A 19,074-nucleotide genomic window follows, 5' to 3' on the forward strand; every position below is an offset into this window, starting at 1 on the left:
GTTCTTTTATTCTAGCTCAAAGCCAGAAGTATGTTGCACAGGCGCTTCATCCACAGATGGGGCATCAAGATACATCGATTCATCCAGCTGTTCGGTAACGCGGAATACCTCCTCTAAGGAAGTAATACCCGCTATAGCCAGATCTAATGCACTGTATACAAGCGGCTTATAATGAGGATCAGTTTTTGCTGCGATAGTGAAATTAGCACTATCATCACGTCGTAACGCATCGGCCATAGCATCATTAATTTCTAAAAGCTCAAAAATACCTGTTCGGCCTTTGTAACCTGTATTATTACAGTATGTACAACCACGCCCTTTTTTCAGTTCGATATCATCTAAACCCAGCTCTTCCTGACGTTCATTCAGCCAAAGTTGCTCTTGACCGGTTGGATGGTATTGCTGACTGCAGTTTTCGCAGATTTTTCGCACCAGACGCTGAGCTAGGATGCCATTGAGTGCAGAAGCTGCTAGATAGCCCTCTATCCCGATATCAATCAAACGCATAGCACTAGATACGGCATCATTAGTGTGCAAAGTCGACAGTACAAAGTGACCTGTCATCGCAGCACGCAATGCAATCTCTGCGGTTTCTTTATCTCGAATCTCACCGACTAAAAGAATATCAGGGTCCTGCCGCAAAGTTGCTCGCAATACAGTTGAGAAATCTAGACCTATATTAGGATGTACTTGTACCTGATTAATACGCGGTAAACGGTACTCGACTGGATCTTCTACAGTAATAATCTTTTTCTGATGACTGTTAAGTTCATTTAATGCACCATACAGCGTGGTTGTCTTACCACTACCGGTAGGACCTGTTACCAATAAAATACCATGAGGTTCATGAATCATTTTACGTAACCGAGGCAACATATAATCAGGCAAGCCAACCTTATCTAAACCGATAATACCGTCTGATTGATCAAGTAAACGCATTACCACCGACTCACCGAACTGAATCGGCAACGTCGATATACGAACATCAACGCTATGACCAGATACGTTGATGTTAAAACGACCATCTTGAGGCAGCCGCTTCTCCGAAATATTCAGAGAAGCCATCAGTTTTAATTTGAGTACTAATGCAGAAGCGATACGCTTCTCTTTCATTACGTGTTCATGTAAAACTCCATCAACACGCTGGCGGATACGCAATACATTTTCATCTGGCTCTATATGTATATCGGAAGCGCCAACCTGAACCGCATCTTCAAATAAACTTTTTAATAGTTTAACAACTGGAACATCAACTTCATCAGTCGCTGTCAGTGCAGCAAGATCAAAAGCGTCTTCCGCGATCTCTTCATTTAGCTGGTCAGCCAAATCTTCAATATCGCTTGTTTTACGATAAAGCAGATCCATGGATTGAAGTAACTGGGCCTCAGATACCACCGCCTGCTCAATCGGCTTAGGCAGAGCTCTTTGCAACTCGTCAAACGCGAAGATGTCCATAGGGTCGGACATACCCACTAAAAAATGATCAACGTCCTCTTTCAAGACTAGAGCTCTGAATCGACGTGCCTGCGTTTCCGGCAGACGCAAAACATCGTCCTGATTAAAGGAGTAATGAGTTAGATCAACCAGAGGAATATTAAGCTGCTGCGATAAAAACTCCAGAAACTGCTGTTCTTGAACATATCCCATGGTAACAAGCGTTTTACCCAACTTTTGGCGCGTTTCTTTTTGGCGGCCTAAAGCTTCCATCAACTGCGGTTCGGTAATAACACCATTCTGAACTAGCAAGTCACCAATTCGGATTTTCATTTTAGGTGCAGCCATGCAGCCCCTTCCTCCTAACGCCCAGACAGCGCTTGAACACGCTGTTGTGCATATTGTTTCAAACTACTGTCGATCGACGGAATCTTCGCTGCGCTTCGATACGCATTAAGCGCATCGTGGAAACGCTGTGACTGCTCAAACGCATAACCTAGCCCAACCCACCAACGAGGAACCTGATTATTCAATTGCAAAAGCTGATAATAGTTTTGAGCTGATTTTGTATAGTTACCACTCTGTTGGTACGCACTCGCCAATAACTCATAAAACTCTGTATCTTGCTTCATTGCAGGCTTATCTTTTTCCAGTAAGGAAACCGCTTGAATCTGCTGACCTGAGGTTAGCCAAATACGAGCCTGTAGCTTGCGTAAAGCAGCATCCGATGGGAATAACGCTAAGCTATCAGACAATAGGCGCTCGGCTTTGGATTGATTACTGGTCGACAAATACAGCGTCGCTAATAAACGCCTCGATGCTAGAGATTTGGTTGACTCCCCCGCTATGCTTTTCAGCAATAAGGTTTCTGCATCAACCAACTTACCTTGATTTATCAGGCGCCTAGCCCGATCAGCGGCCTGCTGATCCGACAGTTTTGCCGTTGCTTTAGTTACGGGTTTACTTGGTCGAGCCTTTTCAACCATCGCATCGTTTGGATGCGCAACTTGTAACTCTTCTCCGGACTTAATCGTATTAGGCTTTTTGACAACCTCTTTTACTTGTTCAGGTATTTCAGGTTGCTCTACCGAAGAGCTATTTTCAGAAACCGCTGAAGTCAAAGTAACCTTTTCCATAGGGTTAACACTTGGTTCTTTAGCCATCACACCCAAAACAAGTGTTGTTGGTGATTGTTGGACACGGAAGGCAAACTGACTTTCCCTTTGGGTTGTAACGGCCAGTAGAGCACGATCAGATTCGGTATTAAGGTCGACACGCTTCACTAAGCCGTTACTGATACGAGGTACTACTGTCTGCAAGATCGCATCGTCAAAAGCGATGACGATTACATTTTCATTTTGACTGATTACTTGGACATCAGCAGCACCATCTAGGCGAACGATAAGATCGCCATCCTGCTCTGTTCCAGCCCACTTTATCTCTGTAATAACAGCTCGACTTGACTCAACAGCTTCCACTTTAGGCTCTGCAACAACAGTCACAGCTGGAGTTGGTGCAACCTCTGCCGTTCCTTTAGAAGATAGAACCGATTGATCCTCTTTATCTACCCAAGCAGGCGCGGAAGACTGATCTTGCCACAGAAGCCAAGCAGTCATGAATAAAGCACTGAGTCCGATTAACCACAATACAAATCGAGGTAGGTTGTTGGACTTATCAGCCTGCACATATTGAGCAGCTTTAATACTCGACTGATTTCCATCAATGCTTATTGGGCGCTCATTGCGCTGCTCCAAATCTCTGAGCATGTCATTGACCAGACTCACTTGTGGATACCTAAATAGACAAAGATGATTGTTAAAGTGAACAGCAAGCCTATACTTCCCCAAATTAACGGCAGTGGGTTGCTTGGAATGGAAATCCCCTCGGTATCCTCAATCGCCCTGAAAACATGGCCTCCATCTACTTTAAGGTCACCTTTTCCATAAGCAGCCATTAATGCTTTATGGCTTAATATATTGATCAACCTAGGCGTACCACCCGAGGCTTGGGCGATTTTTCGAGCTGCGTCACGTTTAAATAACGACATCCCTTGAAAGCCTGCACGCTGAATACGTTGATGTATATAATGTTCAACGGCCTCATTATCTAGATGACTCAGTTGATAGCTGAAAGTAATACGTTGCAACAGTTGCCTCAAGGACTTCTTACTGAGCAATTCATCCAACTCAGGCTGCCCGAATAGGACAACTTGGAATAGCTTAGCCGATTCCGTTTCTAAATTGGTTAGCAATCTCAGAGCTTCGACTGTCTCTTCTGGAATTGCTTGAGCTTCGTCCACCAATAAAACAACTTTAAGTTTCGCTTGTGCTAACTCAATCAGTTTGTGGTTAATCGCATCTAATAACTCGAAGTGTTCTAAATCTGCGACCTCAAGGCCTATCTCTTTAGCAAAACTCTTACGAAATTCATCAGGGCTCAGATAAGGGTTTGGAATATAAGCTGTGACATACTCGTCACCTTCTAACGCATTCAGAAGCTTGCGACACAGCAGGGTTTTACCAGTACCAACTTCGCCAACCACTTTTACAAAGCCATCGCCCCCGGCAAGGGCGACCATAATTAGGTTCAACGCTTCGTGATGCGTTGGCATATTTAAAAAGAAATGTGTGTTTGGCGTCAGAGTGAAAGGCAGTTCACTCAGACCAAAATGTTCAGTGTACATCCAGCACTCCTATTACATTGCTGGTGTAGATTGCAGGCTCTGGAAAGATCGCAAACTGCGTTTTAGCTCATTCTGCAAATTATCGTGGTTTGCTAATACAGGCCGTAACATAATCACAAGTTCAGTTTTACTACCTGCTTGGCGTTTTTGCTTAAACAAGTTACCAACACCTGGGAGATCACCTAAACCAGGCGTTTTAGCACGTAAATCACTATCTGTGGACTTCATCAAACCGCCAATTACGATCACTTGACCACTCTCTGCACGGACAATACTGTCCGACTCACGAATAGAGCTTAGAGCCAATGGGATATTGAAATCATCAGTACCCACGCTGATCTGCTTCTGCTGATCTACCACTTCCGAAACAGTTGGGTGAATATGCAAAACTATATCGCCACTGGCACTGATCTGCGGGGTTACATCCAACGCAATACCAGAGAAGAAAGGCGTCAGCTCAATACTCGGTGACGATGTTGTACTCGTACCTGTCGTAGTCGTATTTTCAACTTCAGTCACAAAGAATTCATCAGTACCGACTTTGATCACAGCTTTCTGATTGTTGACGGTTGATACACGCGGACTCGACAGCACCTGTACATCACCCTGACTACCCAATAACTCAATTACAGCAGTAAAATCACCAATACTCAGATCAGCTTTGAAGATACCGCCGATTCCATCATCATTATTCAAACCAACTGAAGACTGACTAAACAGGGCAGTATTACCTTGCCCCGGTTTACCTAAAACGGACCAGTTAACGCCCGCTTGGAAACCATTATTCAACGTTACTTCTAATATTTTCGCTTCAATTACTACCTGACGATGCAAAATCAATTCGGCCTGAGCTAGATATTCACGCACAGTGGAAAGTTCGCTTGGTAGTGCACGTACTACAACAACACCTGTCTGCGGGGTTACAACCACTTTGCGTCCTTCACCAGCAACAATAGTCTCTAGCGTGCTTTTTAAGTTACCCCAGAAATTAGTCGATGTTTTCGTGCTGATCCGCGTGCCAATTACCTCATCAGTGCTCGAGTTATCACCTGCAGTACTGACTGAACCCGCGCTGACTTGTGTATCAGAGGTGCCATCACGTTGAATATCTAAATAGTTAATCTGGAACAATTCGGTTTGTAAGGAAGCAGGAAGTACTTGATATAGATTACCCGTACGTTCGAATTCATAACCGTATACACGCTGAACTGCTTGCATAACTTCAGCGACACTTACGTTTTTTAATTCAAGCGAGATGCTACCGCCGACCGCTTCATGAACGATCATGTTATATGGTGTATCTTGTACCAACCCCATGAAGAAATCTTTGGCAGGCAATGCTTCCGCCGTAATATCAAACCGCTCTTCGCTAGAAGCCTGACTATTTTGTAAGTTAAGTGGCGGTATAAGCGCAGGAACAAGAGATGGTGGCGGAGGTGCAGCAGTAACCGCTTTTTTATTCTCTTCAATTGCTTCTTCAATTGCGGATTCACCCACCTGTTTAGTGGTCGTGCCAGCAACAGGCGGAAGCGTCTGGCAGCCACTTAAGACAAGAACACTGCCCATCGCAAGAGTACTGAAAATACGTTTCATCATTATTTCTAGCCTATTTCCCACTCTTAACTTTACTAAAACCTTTTCGTTCAGCTAAAGAGATCATCTGATATTCACTTCCAGTGTTCAACTTAACTCCTGTACGGTTGATTTCGACCACTTCGGCACCATCAACCAGATCACCCTGCTGCACACGCTGACCATTAATAATCGCAGAGGGAGTTCGCTTTCGAACAATCAAAGAACTAAGCACATATCCTTGCTCAGGCTTTTTGATGCCACCTCTAGCCACATAAAAAGCCAACGGCTTTGTAGGATCGGCAGGTAGGCGCTCGGCATAAATCGAACTACTGCCAAGTAATGTAATTAACAAAATGACTAATTTAGGCACCTAACCACCCCGCTTCAGAGCTTAAGGTATGAACCTTGATCTTCACCTTTGCAGCAGGATACTCGTCAACTTTGTATTCCAAAGTATCCCAAAAGAAAACACCATCAAGCTGTTCTATTTTCTGCAAATAGTCATATAAACCCTGATAAGTCCCTTTCAGCTCTAATTCAAATGGATGAATAAAAATTACAGCTTGCGGACCCATAGGCTTGGTATCTTTATCAGCGTCAACGGGCTTGTCATTTAACTGTTTAGCTACAACAGGTAGGCTTTTGGCACTCACAAGCGCAATGCCTTGTTCGTTGGCTAATACTGATCTTAACAAAGTCAGCATCTGATCAGGCGAAACGAGGTTTGTAGCAGCACGCTTAATATCCTGATTAGCCTCAGATAACTGAGTACGCAAACGTTTTAGCTCAGCTCTTGCCTCGACGTTAGGGTCTTTCGGTTGCTGACTCTTAAGCAGTTGTAAAACGCGATCTTGAGCATCGATGCTGGTTTGCATAGCTTCAATTTTACTTGGCACCTTTTGTAATACGATCATTGCAGGCTCGATTAAGAACACAAAGATCAATGCTAAAGGGGCTACTAAGCCAACTACAAGCAACATGATACGTTCACGTGCCGTTAGCTCATTCCATTTACTGTCCCACTCCTGCCAGCGTTTATTCATAACTGCGCAACTCCGCTAAAGCATCAAAGCGCACACCACTACCTTCAGCATTTACAGTTAGCGTATTAACGTTCATACCTTGGAATTCTTCAGTACTAGTAATCGATTCAATCATGGAAGCAACTGACGGGCCATCGACAGCACCACCACCCAAAGCAAAACTACGGTTATTATTATCAAGTACGAACTGACTTAACCAACTTTCCGTTAATGAAGCATCAGCTAGGGCATAGAGATAAGACGAGAAATTAACACTCTGAGCTGGTTGCACTTTATGCAATAAGCTTTGTAACGCTTTCCGTGCAGCAATCTCATCTTTTAAACGTTGCTGTTCAGCCAAAATTTCTGGCTGTACTTGAAGATTACTAAAGCGCGCTTGCTCTGTAGCGACTGCTTCATCGATCTTAACTTTGTCCTGTTGCAGTTTAGCGAACGTGCTTTCCTGTTCAGATGCATACCACTTCAAACCGAGTCCACATAACAGAACAACCGCAATGGCTGCTACAGCAACTGTGACGCCACCCTGCAGGCTTAAGAGTTCAAATTTCTTTTTTGATTTGTGAGGGTTATAGAGGTTAATTCGTTGTTTCACTTAACCACCTCAGTTATAGCAAATTCAGTGCGTAACGCCGCAGCAATAGCGACAGTAGCCTGATTTTGGAGAGACTCAGTAAGGTCTATCTCGGATGAAATAAGGTTATTGAGATCTAATGAGTGAATATCAAGCGCTAGGCTATATCGTAATTCGTTCATTAGCGGCGATTCATCCGCTTGCATGGGCATCACAAGTAAGCGCACACAAGGTGGTTTACCTACTTGGCTTTCGTAATAATCAAGAGAACGCTGAAGCTCAAGCACAGCAGATGAAGCGTTTTCAGGGGCTGACGTATGGCTGTAGCTAAGATTACGAGTGAAATATAAAGCGCTATCAGAGAGAAGGTTAATCGAACTGCCCTCTTCACCGATATTGAATACAGCTAAACCAGATTCACTATCAGCAAGGTCTTCCGTTAAGTTAAGCAAAGCCAACTCAGGCACATCGACTGCAGTAATATCCAAACCTATTTCCCTGCACCAATCAACCCATAGATCTACCTTGGTCTGTTCGGCAGCTACTGCATAAACCATGCGACTGCGGCTTCGATAGGCGTCTTCTGGTAGGTCAATATAGTCAATTACGGCTTGTTCGACATCGAAGGTAATCAAATCTTTGAGTCGCCAACGTAAAGCTTCAGCAAGCTCTTCGTCTGGCACTTCAGGGCGCTCGACAAGATGGATCTGATAGCTAAATTCCGGTAAAACTAATGAAGTTTTCGTACCCAGAAGGTTATTTGCTTCTATCAAATCCCTGAAACGTTTGGGCTCAACTAAAGGGTTAGTCGATGCGCTGTACTCACAGCAGACGAGTTCTGGCTGAGTATTACCATCTCGAACATGTGCAAAAGAAACGCCTCCCTTATTGATAACGAGGGAAGTTAAACCGTTTACCGCAGACTTTTTCTTAAGAAATGAAAGCAAGCGTTAACTCCTGCACTATTCGCTTAATTCTCTAACAACAAATCTACCGAGCTTAAACAATCGTTTCAATCGAAAAACCCAAGATTAATGATTAAGTAAACATTCAGTAACCGTGTCGGCCATGTAAGGAATAACTTAACAGAATCTATATGAATAAGCTGCCCTACAACCTTGTTTTATCAGATATAAGAGAGAAAAGAGTTACTTTATAACACCCTGGTTTATTGATCATTCATTCATCAATAAAACTAAAGCCATAAAGAAGAAGCTCCGTCTAGCTACACATGTAGGCACAGCTAGACGGAATAAGATCAACCTACAATACAAACACCGTGGTCAACGTAATGGATTTGGCCCGTTACACCCTCAGAGAGCGGTGACATAAAGTAGAGGCAAGAGTTACCCACTTCTTCAATTGTCGGTAATTTACCATCACAAGCCATCTCTTCATTGTGCTGTAGCATGGCATCAAAGTCTTTGATTCCTCCGGCAGCACGCGTCGCTATAGTTCCTGGTGAAATAGAGTTAACACGAATCCCCTGAGGACCAAGGTCACGTGCTAAATAACGAGTTGCTGCCTCTAAAGCCGCTTTAGCACAACCCATAATGTTGTAATCACCTGTAGCCAATGCACTACCGAGGTAAGAGAAGTTAATTAGCGAACCACCATTTTTCATAAGCCGTTTAGCACGCGCTGCCATATCAATAAATGAATAGCAGGAAATGTCCATAGCCTGTAAGAAACCGGTACGTGAACATTCAGAAATAGGGGCATGTAGATCCTCTAACGGACAGAAAGCTAAAGAGTGAATCACACCGTCTAACTCACCCCATCTAGACTCTAACTCGGAGAACACAGCATCCATCTGTTCAGGTACGGAAACATCTAGAGGCATAAAAATATCCGCCTCAAGCTCTTCTGCTAAAGGGCGCACAAAGCGCTCAGCTTTATCATTAAGATAAGTAATGGCCAACTCCGCACCCTGGGCTTTCAAAACCTTCGCGCAGCCATAAGCGATACTTTTATCATTAGCGATACCAACAACAAGTACTTTTTTCCCAGCCATTAACAAGTTAGACATTCCATAAACCCTTATAAATAATCAAAACTGATTCCTATTTTACGCATACGCACAATACAAATATATGACCGCACCGGTAAAGGGGTCGGTAAGAAATAAGATGTTGATCTAAGGCAATGAAGGACAGCGAAGGACAACTAAGGACAACTAAGGACAACTAAGGACAACTAAGGACAACTAAGGACAACTAAGGACAACTAAGGACAACTAAGGACAACTAAGGACTGCGTATCAGTGTGCGTTCTTCGCTAAAGCATGACCAGCCTTTAGATTACCCGCCCACATTTGATATTTGCTCTGCTTGCCTAGCTGCACTATAAACACGGTTGTAAACGAAAAAACCCCGATCACATCGTGACCGGGGTTTTCTCTTAATTAAATGCTTGGCGATGACCTACTCTCACATGGGGAAGCCCCACACTACCATCGGCGATGTTGCGTTTCACGTCTGAGTTCGGGATGGATTCAGGTGGTTCCACAACTCTATGGTCGCCAAGCAAAACTGTTACAACTTAGATCTGATTCTTCTTTTATTTGATCTAGATAGTTCTTCGACTGTAGCTTAACTACGCGCTAATTCGTTACTCTCTATCGTCTTACATATCTTACAAGTCACTTGCCAAACGCCTTGGGCGTTATATGGTCAAGCCTCACGGGCAATTAGTATTGGTTAGCTCAACGCCTCACAGCGCTTCCACACCCAACCTATCAACGTCGTAGTCTTCAACGGCCCTTTAGGGGAATCAAGTTCCCAGTGAGATCTCATCTTGAAGGAGGCTTCCCGCTTAGATGCTTTCAGCGGTTATCCCGTCCGAACGTAGCTACCCGGCAATGCAATTGGCATCACAACCGGTACACCAGAGGTTCGTTCACTCCGGTCCTCTCGTACTAGGAGCAACTCTTCTCAAATCTCAAACGCCCACGGCAGATAGGGACCGAACTGTCTCACGACGTTCTAAACCCAGCTCGCGTACCACTTTAAATGGCGAACAGCCATACCCTTGGGACCGGCTTCAGCCCCAGGATGTGATGAGCCGACATCGAGGTGCCAAACACCGCCGTCGATGTGAACTCTTGGGCGGTATCAGCCTGTTATCCCCGGAGTACCTTTTATCCGTTGAGCGATGGCCCTTCCATACAGAACCACCGGATCACTAGAACCTACTTTCGTACCTGCTCGACGTGTCTGTCTCGCAGTCAAGCACCCTTCTACTCTTGCGCTCATTGCATGATTTCCGACCATGCTGAGGGTACCTTCGTGCTCCTCCGTTACTCTTTGGGAGGAGACCGCCCCAGTCAAACTACCCACCACACAATGTCCCCGATCCCGCTTAGGGAACTGGGTTAGAACCTCAACATTACCAGGCTGGTATTTCAAAGGTGGCTCCACCCTATCTGGCGACAGGGTTTCAAAGCCTCCCAGCTATTCTACACAAGTAATGTCAAAGTCCACTGTGAAGCTGTAGTAAAGGTTCACGGGGTCTTTCCGTCTAGCCGCGGGTAAACTGCATCTTAACAGCTATTTCAATTTCACTGAGTCTCGGGTGGAGACAGTGTGGCCATCGTTACGCCATTCGTGCAGGTCGGAACTTACCCGACAAGGAATTTCGCTACCTTAGGACCGTTATAGTTACGGCCGCCGTTTACCGGGGCTTCGATCAAGAGCTTCGCGCAAGCGCTAACCCCATCAATTAACCTTCCGGCACCGGGCAGGCGTCACACCCTATACGTCCTCTTTCGAGTTTGCAGAGTGCTATGTTTTTAATAAACAGTCGCAGCCACCTGGTATCTTCGACCGGCCTCAGCTTAGGGAGCAAGTCCCATCACCAAAACCGGCGCACCTTCTCCCGAAGTTACGGTGCCATTTTGCCTAGTTCCTTCACCCGAGTTTTCTCATACGCCTTAGTATTCTCTACCTGACCACCTGTGTCGGTTTAGGGTACGGTTAGTCATAACCTGAAGCTTAGAGGATTTTCCTGGAAGCATGGCATCAACTACTTCAGTCCATAAAGGACCTCGTCATCGATTCTCGGTCTTAAAAGAGCCCGGATTTACCTAAGCTCTAAACCTACTATCTTAAACGCGGACAACCAACGCCGCGCTAGCCTAGCCTTCTCCGTCCCCCCATCGCAGTTATGAGCAGTACAGGAATATTAACCTGTTTCCCATCGGATACGCTCTTCAGCCTCTCCTTAGGGGCCGACTCACCCTACCTCGAATAGCGTTGGATAGGAACCCTTGGTCTTCCGGCGGGGAGGGTTTTCACCTCCCTTATCGTTACTCATGTCAGCATTCGCACTTCTGATACCTCCACGGTGCCTTACAGCTTCCGCTTCAACAGCTTACAGAACGCTCCTCTACCATGCACAAAGTGCATCCGTAGCTTCGGTGTTATGCTTAGCCCCGTTATATCTTCCGCGCGGGCCGACTCGACTAGTGAGCTATTACGCTTTCTTTAAAGGGTGGCTGCTTCTAAGCCAACCTCCTAGCTGTCTAAGCCTTCCCACATCGTTTCCCACTTAGCATAAACTTTGGGACCTTAGCTGACGGTCTGGGTTGTTTCCCTTTCCACGACGGACGTTAGCACCCGCCGTGTGTCTCCCGTGATTGAACTCATGGGTATTCGGAGTTTGCATCGGGTTGGTAAGTCGGGATGACCCCCTAGCCGAAACAGTGCTCTACCCCCATGGTTAGACACGAGGCACTACCTAAATAGTTTTCGAGGAGAACCAGCTATCTCCGAGTTTGATTAGCCTTTCACTCCTATCCACAAGTCATCCGCTGGCTTTTCAACGACAGTCGGTTCGGTCCTCCAATGCATGTTACTGCATCTTCAACCTGCCCATGGATAGATCACTCGGTTTCGGGTCTACTCCTAGCGACTGGACGCCCTATTAAGACTCGGTTTCCCTACGGCTCCGCAAATGCTTAACCTTGCCACTAAAAGTAAGTCGCTGACCCATTATACAAAAGGTACGCAGTCACCGTCCGAAAACGGCTCCCACTGCTTGTACGTACACGGTTTCAGGGTCTATTTCACTCCCCTCACAGGGGTTCTTTTCGCCTTTCCCTCACGGTACTGGTTCACTATCGGTCAGTCAGGAGTATTTAGCCTTGGAGGATGGTCCCCCCATATTCAGACAGCGTTTCACGTGTGCCGTCCTACTCGATTTCACTTTAAAAGACCTTTCACATACGGGGCTATCACCCACTATGGCCACACTTTCCAGAGTGTTCTGTTAAATCTAATAAAGCTTAAGGGCTGGTCCCCGTTCGCTCGCCGCTACTTAGGGAATCTCGGTTGATTTCTTTTCCTCTGGGTACTTAGATGTTTCAGTTCCCCAGGTTCGCCTCTAATAACCTATGTATTCAGTTAAAAGATACCTATAAATAGGTGGGTTTCCCCATTCGGAAATGTCCGGATCAAAGGTTGTTTACCACCTCCCCGAACCTTATCGCAGGTTACAACGTCCTTCATCGCCTCTGACTGCCAAGGCATCCACCGTGCACGCTTAGTCACTTGACCATATAACCCGAAGGCGTCTGGAATCACAGTAACTTGTATTGCTAGTAACGATAGATTTCGCCGAATTGGCGCATGCAGTAAAACTACATGTCTTAAATCTAAATCAAATGAATCAAATCCAAATTGTTAAAGAGCGTTTAAAGCAAAAAAGCTTTAAAAGATAATGTCAAAACCGACAATATGTTTTAAAACTCTTCCTTTCTCATCCACAAGGATGATGGTGGAGCTATGCGGGATCGAACCGCAGACCTCCTGCGTGCAAAGCAGGCGCTCTCCCAGCTGAGCTATAGCCCCAAGAAAAACAGTAAGGCTATTGATTGGTAGGCCTGAGTGGACTTGAACCACCGACCTCACCCTTATCAGGGGTGCGCTCTAACCAGCTGAGCTACAAGCCTACACCGTTGCTCTTAACTTCTCTGATCAGATAATTCGTGTGAACGCTTGCCGAGAATCGGCTTTCGTTTAAGGAGGTGATCCAGCCCCAGGTTCCCCTAGGGCTACCTTGTTACGACTTCACCCCAGTCATGAACCACACCGTGGTAACCGCCCTCCCGAAGGTTAAGCTAGCTACTTCTGGTGCAATCCACTCCCATGGTGTGACGGGCGGTGTGTACAAGGCCCGGGAACGTATTCACCGCGACATTCTGATTCGCGATTACTAGCGATTCCGACTTCATGGAGTCGAGTTGCAGACTCCAATCCGGACTACGACCGGTTTTCTGAGATTAGCTTACCCTCGCAGGTTCGCGGCCCTCTGTACCGGCCATTGTAGCACGTGTGTAGCCCAACTCGTAAGGGCCATGATGACTTGACGTCGTCCCCACCTTCCTCCGGTTTGTCACCGGCAGTCTCCTTAGAGTTCCCACCCGAAGTGCTGGCAAATAAGGACAAGGGTTGCGCTCGTTACGGGACTTAACCCAACATTTCACAACACGAGCTGACGACAGCCATGCAGCACCTGTCTCAGAGTTCCCGAAGGCACGAAACTATCTCTAGTAACTTCTCTGGATGTCAAGAGTTGGTAAGGTTCTTCGCGTTGCGTCGAATTAAACCACATGCTCCACCGCTTGTGCGGGCCCCCGTCAATTCATTTGAGTTTTAACCTTGCGGCCGTACTCCCCAGGCGGTCTACTTATCGCGTTAGCTGCGCCACTAAAAGATCAAGTCTCCCAACGGCTAGTAGACATCGTTTACGGCGTGGACTACCAGGGTATCTAATCCTGTTTGCTCCCCACGCTTTCGCACCTCAGTGTCAGTATCGGTCCAGGTAGTCGCCTTCGCCACTGGTGTTCCTTCCTATATCTACGCATTTCACCGCTACACAGGAAATTCCACTACCCTCTACCGTACTCTAGATTGGCAGTATCAGGTGCAGTTCCAAGGTTGAGCCCTGGGCTTTCACATCTGACTGACCAATCCACCTACGCGCGCTTTACGCCCAGTAATTCCGATTAACGCTCGCACCCTCCGTATTACCGCGGCTGCTGGCACGGAGTTAGCCGGTGCTTCTTCTGCAGTTAACGTCACAGCTAGCAGGTATTAACTACTAACCTTTCCTCACTGCTGAAAGTGCTTTACAACCCTAGGGCCTTCTTCACACACGCGGCATGGCTGCATCAGGCTTGCGCCCATTGTGCAATATTCCCCACTGCTGCCTCCCGTAGGAGTCTGGACCGTGTCTCAGTTCCAGTGTGGCTGATCATCCTCTCAGACCAGCTAGAGATCGTCGCCTTGGTGAGCCATTACCTCACCAACTAGCTAATCTCACGCAGGCTCATCCAATAGTGCAAGGTCCGAAGATCCCCTGCTTTCCCCCGTAGGGCGTATGCGGTATTAGACCAAATTTCTCTGGCTTATCCCCCGCTACTGGGTAGATTCCTACGCGTTACTCACCCGTCCGCCACTCGTCATCAACTAGCAAGCTAGTCATGTTACCGTTCGACTTGCATGTGTTAGGCCTGCCGCCAGCGTTCAATCTGAGCCATGATCAAACTCTTCAGTTTAAATCATTTGTGTTACCAGGAATGTGGTAACGGGCTCTAGTACTAAACAACCGGATAACATTCTTAAGAACGTTAAACCTTTGTAAATCGCTTTAAATGAATTCACTTGGTTGCTTGTCTAGAAAAAGTTTGCTTCTTCTCAACAAGCGCCCACACGAATTATCTGATCAAATTGTTAAAGAGCGTTGCTTTTTTGACGCTCAACACCACGTGCTGTTCGTCTCAAGCGAGGCGCATATTCTACTGCGCGCTCATTCAAAGTCAACCGTTTATTTTGCAATTTTGTAAAAAGTTTTTACTCAGCAACCGGACTTTGAATCCTACTCCGTAAGCAATCTTAAAAACCAATGTTTTCAACCACTTACCAAGCACCTCACTCAGCTCTGCAGCCCCTTAAAAAGCGGCCTCCCTAAGCAAGGACGGCGAATTCTACAGACATCTGAAAAAGGGTCAACACCCAATCTTTTAAAAAGCGAAAAAAAGTGAATAAATATTCAACTTTGTTTACTAGTTATACAGAATTGGCTGATTTCTGTTCTGCGGGCATCAAAAACGGCGTTTATCTCTCAATAAACACCGTTTCTAATTCAGCTATTAGCTTTTAACCACTACTTAGTATTCTCTTCTTGCTCTTCTTCTGCCGCAACGAACTCATCAGAAAGTTCTTCATCATCTGTTTGCTTTCTTACAAAGATAACACCCAAGATAATTCCTGTTTCAAATAACAGCCACATTGGAAGCGCTAATAAGCTTTGTGAAATTACATCCGGTGGTGTTAACAACATACCTAATACGAAACAACCAACGATTACATATGCACGCTTCTGTCTCAGACCAGCCACAGTTGCAGCACCCGACCATATCAGTAACAAAGTAGCTATCGGTATTTCAAATACGATACCAAAAGCAAAGAACAGCTTTAACACGAAGTTCAGGTAACTGCTGATATCCGTCATTACCGCTACATTTTCCGGCCCAACACTTGTAAAGAAACCAAATATCAGTGGAAATACGACAAAGTAAGCAAATGCAATTCCGGCATAAAACAGAAAGATACTCGATATTAACAAGGGTATCGCAAAACGTTTCTCATGCTTATATAAGCCTGGCGCGATAAATCCCCATATCTGGTGCAATACAAACGGCATCGCTAGAAAGATTGCAGCAACAAGCGTTAGCTTAAAGGGCGCAAAGAATGGAGAGGTAACATCAGTCGCGATCATGCTTGTGCCTGTTGGCAGCAACGCAGTTAATGGCGATGATAGATAGGTATACAGATCATTGGCGAAGTAAAATAAGCCAAGAAAGAAACCTAAAATAATAAGTAGGATAAACATTAGTCTCTGGCGCAATTCAACCAGATGGCTAATTAGTGGCTGTTCCTGATCGTGTTCAGGCTGCTGATTGCTCATGATTTTCCTGTACTGCTATTGTCATCAGCCTTAGTAGGCTCATTCGCAGATTGAGGCTTTTCTTCTGTTGCTTCTGGGGGAACAATCTTAGAGCTAACTGGAACTTCTTCTTTTAATGCATCATTAAATGGCTGACGCATCTCATTAAGTTCTTTTTCTAACTCGTGTTTCTGAATAGCCGTCGTACGTTTTAATTCTTCTACTCTTAGCTCTTCGCTAATTTCTGTCTGTATAGAAGAGACAGTACGCTTTATACGCCCCATCCACATTCCGACAGTTCTTACAGCAGTTGGTAATTTATCTGGTCCAAGTACAACCAACGCAACTACTGCAACAATGAGTAGCTCGGCAAAACCGATATCAAACATAGTTAAAGCCTGTTACTTGTCAGACTTCTGCTCAGCTTTTACGTCGTCAGCTTTTTTAGCCTCTGTAAAGTCAGCATCTTCCTGTTTGATCTGTTTGTTTTCAGCTTCTTCTTTGGCCTTTTCTTCTTCTGTCATGGCCTTTTTGAAGCCCTTAACAGCACCGCCTAGATCACTGCCGATATTTTTGAATTTTTTAGTACCAAAAATCAGAATAATAATGGCCAAAATAATCAATAGCTGCCAAATACTGATACCACCTAAACCCATTTTTACTCTCCGCTATCACATAGCAGCTCTTTTAACTGCCATCATAAAAATCTGTTGGAATGATCCACGTTACACGTTTTTATTAACGCCTTAGGATCTGTATTTATTTTTTAGTGCGTGACGCTTTTTCTTCCAAGCCCGACAAATCAAATCTGCGAGCTAATTCATCTAAGACGGCCTGTGGTTCTTCACCTAGGTGCGATAATGCAACCAAACTGTGGAACCAAAGATCGGCTGTTTCATAAATGACATCTTTATTGTCACCGCTGGTCTGCGCGTCTTTAGCTGCCAGAATAGTTTCTGTTGCTTCTTCGCCGACCTTTTCTAAGATCTTATTCAAGCCCTTAGCATGTAAGCTAGAGACATATGAACTGTCTGGGGCTGCTGATTTACGCTGTTCCAGAACTTGACCCAGTTGAGTTAATACGTCATTCATTTATTCACTCACTTTCAATTAAGACTAACTTACGTGCGGAAGCATACCCGATCAATATTGCTTCCACCATCCCCTCCTAAAGGAGGATCACGAACGTTTCAACAATAGTACTACACCCAGCCCCGCTAAAATCCAACTACTAGGAGGCAAGTCGCATAACCATTCCATCACATCTGGATTAGCAACAGCTATAGCTCCTACAATCAGAAGCAGACCCAGATTGCGCCTCGTCGATGCTTTACTTTCTAGTGCTTCCTTCGCTTGCTGATAAGCTCTTATATCACGCTGGCGTGCACTATCTAAATTCCTAATCTGGCTCAGCGAATCAAAAATCAGCTGTGGCATATGTGGCATTTTCTCTAGCCAATCAGGCGCTTGCTGTTTAATAGAACGGAAAACACCTTTTGGCCCCATGCGCTCTTTCATCCAGTTCTCTAGAAACGGTTTGCCCGTTTCCCATAGATCAAGATCAGGATAAAGCTGTCGACCTAAGCCTTCTATATTCAGTAGCGTTTTCTGAAGTAATACAAGCTGAGGCTGCACTTCCATATTGAAACGACGTGCCGTTTGAAACAAACCTAAAAGCACTTGTCCGAAGGAGATATCTTTTAACGGCTTCTCAAAGATCGGCTCACACACACTGCGGATTGCAGTTTCAAATGCATCGACATTAGTGTCCGCAGGAACCCAACCAGAATCAACGTGCAGTTGCGCCACCATACGGTAATCTCGCTTAAAGAAAGCAAGGAAGTTGCGTGCTAAATAGCTTTGATCCTCTGGGGTAAGCGAACCAATGATCCCAAAGTCCACCGCGATGTATTGCGGTGAACTTGGATTATTACGAGAAACAAAGATATTACCCGGGTGCATGTCCGCATGGAAAAAACTGTCCCGAAAGACCTGAGTAAAGAATATCTCTACGCCACGTTCAGCCAACGCTTTCATATCGGTATTCTGTTCATTTAACTGATCAACTTCAGCCACAGGAATACCGTGAATGCGCTCCATCACCAATACATTTGAGCGTGTGTAATCCCAGTAAATTTCAGGAATATAAAGAATATCGCTGTTTTCAAAGTTACGTCTTAGCTGTGAGCCATTTGCCGCTTCTTTGCGAAGATCTAACTCATCGAAGATAGTTTGCTCATACTCAGCTACCACTTCTACAGGGCGCAGGCGACGTCCTTCTTCCCAAACCACGTGAACCAGACGAGCTAAACTGAAGAGAAGATCTACGTCTTTACGAATTGTTTTACCAATTCCCGGACGGATAACTTTGACTACAACTTCACTACCATCAAGCATGGTTGCTTTGTGGACCTGAGCAACCGATGCGGACGCCATTGGATCTACTTCGAACTCAGCAAATAGCTCTGAAACAGGCTTTTCTAAGGCTTTTTCAATCAACCCTTGTGCTTGCGGGCCAGAGAATGGAGGTACACGATCTTGTAGTTTTTTTAGTTCTTCTGCCAGATCATCAGGCAATAAATCACGGCGCGTTGATAGCATTTGACCAAATTTAACAAAAACAGGCCCCAAAGCCTCTAGCGCTAATCGAACGCGTACCGCCTGCGTTTGTTTTGCAGGAATAAATAAACGCCAAGGCAATAACCAAAACAGGCATCGCATATACCAAGGAAGGGCTAAACCCAAAAATAGAGTATCCAATCGATACCGAGCAAAAACCTGAACAATCTTCAGAATTCGCGATAGACGTTTCACAGCAG

At 45.4% G+C, this 19,074-nt stretch carries 14 protein-coding genes, 2 tRNA genes and 3 rRNA genes; all 19 read right to left on the bottom strand.

The window, feature by feature from the left end; genetic code table 11:
- Positions 1 to 6 precede the first annotated feature (6 nt).
- Positions 7 to 1,782 carry a GspE/PulE family protein gene (locus ACMXYO_RS16685; protein WP_415886264.1) on the bottom strand — a complete coding sequence of 592 codons (1,776 nt, stop codon included), beginning with the start codon at positions 1,780 to 1,782 and terminating at the stop codon, positions 7 to 9.
- A gap of 14 nt (positions 1,783 to 1,796) precedes the next feature.
- On the bottom strand, positions 1,797 to 3,218 hold the full coding sequence (locus ACMXYO_RS16690) for a tetratricopeptide repeat protein (RefSeq protein WP_415886265.1): 1,422 nt from the start codon (positions 3,216 to 3,218) through the stop codon (positions 1,797 to 1,799).
- Positions 3,215 to 4,117 carry an ExeA family protein gene (locus ACMXYO_RS16695; protein WP_415886266.1) on the bottom strand — a complete coding sequence of 301 codons (903 nt, stop codon included), beginning with the start codon at positions 4,115 to 4,117 and terminating at the stop codon, positions 3,215 to 3,217. Before ACMXYO_RS16695 ends, ACMXYO_RS16690 begins: the two co-directional genes overlap by 4 nt.
- A 12-nt stretch (positions 4,118 to 4,129) precedes the next feature.
- Positions 4,130 to 5,713, bottom strand: coding sequence for a pilus (MSHA type) biogenesis protein MshL (mshL, locus tag ACMXYO_RS16700; protein WP_415886268.1), 1,584 nt, complete (start codon positions 5,711 to 5,713; stop codon positions 4,130 to 4,132).
- Between the two features lie 10 nt (positions 5,714 to 5,723).
- Complete coding sequence (locus ACMXYO_RS16705; protein ID WP_415886269.1) at positions 5,724 to 6,062, bottom strand: hypothetical protein; 339 nt, start codon at positions 6,060 to 6,062, stop codon at positions 5,724 to 5,726.
- Positions 6,055 to 6,735 carry a type II secretion system protein GspM gene (gspM, locus tag ACMXYO_RS16710; protein ID WP_415886270.1) on the bottom strand — a complete coding sequence of 227 codons (681 nt, stop codon included), beginning with the start codon at positions 6,733 to 6,735 and terminating at the stop codon, positions 6,055 to 6,057. Before gspM ends, ACMXYO_RS16705 begins: the two co-directional genes overlap by 8 nt.
- On the bottom strand, positions 6,728 to 7,327 hold the full coding sequence (locus tag ACMXYO_RS16715) for a hypothetical protein (RefSeq protein WP_415886271.1): 600 nt from the start codon (positions 7,325 to 7,327) through the stop codon (positions 6,728 to 6,730). The genes gspM and ACMXYO_RS16715 overlap by 8 nt, the downstream gene beginning before the upstream one ends.
- The gene (gene pilM, locus ACMXYO_RS16720) at positions 7,324 to 8,253 is read right to left on the bottom strand and encodes a pilus assembly protein PilM (protein WP_415886272.1); all 930 of its coding nucleotides are present in this window, start codon (positions 8,251 to 8,253) and stop codon (positions 7,324 to 7,326) included. Before pilM ends, ACMXYO_RS16715 begins: the two co-directional genes overlap by 4 nt.
- A 311-nt stretch (positions 8,254 to 8,564) precedes the next feature.
- The gene (gene fabI / locus ACMXYO_RS16725; RefSeq protein ID WP_415886273.1) at positions 8,565 to 9,335 is read right to left on the bottom strand and encodes an enoyl-ACP reductase FabI; all 771 of its coding nucleotides are present in this window, start codon (positions 9,333 to 9,335) and stop codon (positions 8,565 to 8,567) included.
- 381 nt (positions 9,336 to 9,716) lie between these two features.
- Positions 9,717 to 9,832 (bottom strand): 5S ribosomal RNA (gene rrf, locus ACMXYO_RS16730).
- 142 nt (positions 9,833 to 9,974) lie between these two features.
- Positions 9,975 to 12,861: ribosomal RNA gene (locus tag ACMXYO_RS16735) — 23S ribosomal RNA — on the bottom strand.
- 218 nt (positions 12,862 to 13,079) lie between these two features.
- A tRNA-Ala gene (locus ACMXYO_RS16740) sits at positions 13,080 to 13,155 on the bottom strand.
- Positions 13,156 to 13,179: 24 nt separating this feature from the next.
- Positions 13,180 to 13,256 (bottom strand) — tRNA-Ile (locus ACMXYO_RS16745).
- Positions 13,257 to 13,324: 68 nt separating this feature from the next.
- Positions 13,325 to 14,864, bottom strand: a 16S ribosomal RNA gene (locus tag ACMXYO_RS16750).
- The 16S, 23S and 5S rRNA genes sit together here with 2 tRNA genes alongside, the layout of an rRNA operon.
- Before the next feature lie 608 nt (positions 14,865 to 15,472).
- Positions 15,473 to 16,276, bottom strand: a complete 804-nt coding sequence (tatC, locus tag ACMXYO_RS16755) for a twin-arginine translocase subunit TatC (RefSeq protein WP_415886274.1) — start codon at positions 16,274 to 16,276, stop codon at positions 15,473 to 15,475.
- A complete protein-coding gene (tatB, locus tag ACMXYO_RS16760; protein WP_415886275.1) occupies positions 16,273 to 16,644 on the bottom strand; it encodes a Sec-independent protein translocase protein TatB in 372 nt (123 codons plus the stop codon). The genes tatC and tatB overlap by 4 nt, the downstream gene beginning before the upstream one ends.
- 12 nt (positions 16,645 to 16,656) lie before the next feature.
- Positions 16,657 to 16,911: a Sec-independent protein translocase subunit TatA gene (gene tatA, locus ACMXYO_RS16765; RefSeq protein ID WP_415882862.1), complete on the bottom strand. Its 255-nt coding sequence runs from the start codon at positions 16,909 to 16,911 to the stop codon at positions 16,657 to 16,659.
- A gap of 103 nt (positions 16,912 to 17,014) precedes the next feature.
- Positions 17,015 to 17,347, bottom strand: a complete 333-nt coding sequence (locus ACMXYO_RS16770) for a phosphoribosyl-ATP diphosphatase (RefSeq protein WP_415886276.1) — start codon at positions 17,345 to 17,347, stop codon at positions 17,015 to 17,017.
- 87 nt (positions 17,348 to 17,434) lie between these two features.
- Positions 17,435 to 19,069: a ubiquinone biosynthesis regulatory protein kinase UbiB gene (gene ubiB, locus ACMXYO_RS16775; RefSeq protein ID WP_415886277.1), complete on the bottom strand. Its 1,635-nt coding sequence runs from the start codon at positions 19,067 to 19,069 to the stop codon at positions 17,435 to 17,437.
- Between the last annotated feature and the right edge of the window lie 5 nt (positions 19,070 to 19,074).

It is taken from the genome of Neptuniibacter sp. QD37_6 (genome assembly GCF_047778085.1).
In the GTDB taxonomy this organism is placed as follows: domain Bacteria; phylum Pseudomonadota; class Gammaproteobacteria; order Pseudomonadales; family Balneatricaceae; genus Neptuniibacter.